1 protein-coding gene is annotated in these 1,123 nt (G+C 66.1%); it reads right to left on the reverse strand.

Annotated features, from left to right (window positions below):
• Window positions 1-1,123 (reverse strand): YsnF/AvaK domain-containing protein (locus AYR66_RS29355; protein WP_206047068.1); only part of this gene is annotated, 1,123 nt, incomplete at both ends.

The following is a 1,123-nucleotide window of genomic DNA, read 5'->3' on the forward strand; positions in this document are numbered from 1 at the left end:
TTCGGTGCGCTCGGTGACTTCCTTGCCGACCACCACTTCCTCGACCACGCGGGCGGACTTCGAGACCACCGCTTCTTCAGCCGTCTCGCGCAGCTCGACCGAACCTTCCTTGAAGGCGGCCAGATCGGCTTCGGTGGCCGGCTTGTCGACGCGCTGGCGTTCGACCCGCACGCGCTCTTCGCGCAGCTGAACCTGCTCGTGTACTGGTTTTTCCGTCAGGCGGCGGAATACACGAACGCCGCCGCGCTGCACTTCGCGCTTGCCAACCTTCAACTCTTCCTCGACCACCGGAATGCGCGTCTGGTCGCCCGTCGTGCCGGTACGGGCAGACTGGTAAGCACTGCGCTCCTTGCGGATTTCATCGTCGGTGTAGCGCGGTGCGCTCGCGTCGTAGCGTGACCAGCCCTGCTGTTTCCAGTAGCCGGCCCGTTCGTCCACATCCACCGGGTCGAAGCGGTTCATGATGTCGGATGCGCGGTCGGCCTCGTCGTCGTCACGTGCCTGCACGGTCAGGACATAGCTGCCGCGACGGGCGGACTCGGCATAGGTGTCGTGATACGGGTTCTGTTCGGAGCCGAACAGGGAGCGGAAGAAACCGCTGATGCCGCCGCCGGTATCCTTGGTGGTGCTTGCAGTGCTTGTGTCTTTCGTGGCAGTACCGTCTTCGTTGCTCAACTGGATGCTGGTGCGCTGGAAGCCATCCGCCACCAGTGCCTGCAACGCGGACTGGGCATCGGAATATTCATCATAGACACCGACCACGCTGCGAGCGCCGCCCGCATTGGAGTACGACGACGTCGACGCGGTGCTGCCCGGCCTGTAAATATGCTGGCCGTTGTGCCGGCGCCATTCCTGCTCGAGCCACGTCGCGTCGTCGTCGGAACGCGGACGCACGCCCATCAGGATGCCACCCTGCTTCAGGCCGCTTTCATAATGCTTCACACGCTCCTCGGGAATGCCCCAGCCAACCAGCGCGCCAAGCAATCCGCCAGTTGCGGCGCCGGCTCCCGCGCCTGCCGCCGCAGCCGCGAGTGGGCCGGCGATCACTAGTCCGAGGCCGGGCAGCGCGAGGCTGGTGCCTGCTGCCGTCGCAGCCGCCAGCACGGCGCCGCGGGGGCCGCCC

It is taken from the genome of Noviherbaspirillum denitrificans (assembly GCF_002211445.1).
Lineage (GTDB): Bacteria > Pseudomonadota > Gammaproteobacteria > Burkholderiales > Burkholderiaceae_D > Noviherbaspirillum > Noviherbaspirillum denitrificans.